Annotated in this window: 1 protein-coding gene; it reads left to right on the top strand. The window is 49.6% G+C overall.

Features of this window, described 5'->3' with window-relative positions:
* Window positions 1-152: 152 nt before the first annotated feature.
* Window positions 153-762: IS110 family transposase (locus IT084_RS17645; protein ID WP_195714185.1), on the top strand; the 610-nt coding region annotated here is incomplete at its 3' end.

Below are 762 nucleotides of genomic sequence, written 5' to 3'. Positions count from 1 at the left end.
CCTTGGTGCTGCGAGCCCGTGACTTAGACAGATCCCAACGACCAGGTGCACCACAGATTGTTGCCCCTTTATGGTGAGCACGCAGGATAGAATAACCCCAAATGGTTGTTGCACCAGCCCTTCAAAACCACCACCGTAGAAAGGGATAGCAAGTGGAAGTTGTCTACACCCATTGCTGTGGCCTTGACGTTCATAAAAAGACCGTCGTGGCCTGCATCATCACTCCCGAGGGGAAAAAGATTCGCACATTTTCAACGATGACGGACGACCTCATTTCAATGGTAGACTGGATTAAAAACAAAGGCTGCACTCATGTAGCAATGGAAAGCACCGGCTCTTTTTGGAAGCCTATTTATAACCTGCTGGAACTGGAGGAGATCCAGACTCTGGTAGTAAACGCCAAGCATATGAAGAATGTGCCTGGACGCAAAACCGATGTTAAAGATGCGGAATGGATTGCCGGTTTGCTTCGACATGGTCTTTTACAAGGCAGCTATATTCCTTCCCGCGATCAAAGGGAACTTCGGGAACTCATCCGCTACCGCCGGAGCCTTATTGAAGAGAGGGCTCGGGAAATCAACCGCATTCAAAAGGTTCTTGAAGGAGCCAATATTAAATTGTCCTCTGTAGCAAGGAACGTACTTGGCAAATCTGGGCGCGCCATGATTGAAGCGATGATTGCCGGTGAAGAGGATCCGGAAATCTTATCTGAACTCGCCCAGCGCAGGCTGAAAAGCAAGAAAGCGGACTTGCAGCGAGCCC

Source organism: Desulfallas sp. Bu1-1, assembly GCF_015594625.1.
Lineage (GTDB): Bacteria > Bacillota > Desulfotomaculia > Desulfotomaculales > Desulfallaceae > JADNRQ01.
Note: the sequence above shows the minus strand (reverse complement) of the source record. Positions and strands in the feature narration are given on the sequence as shown.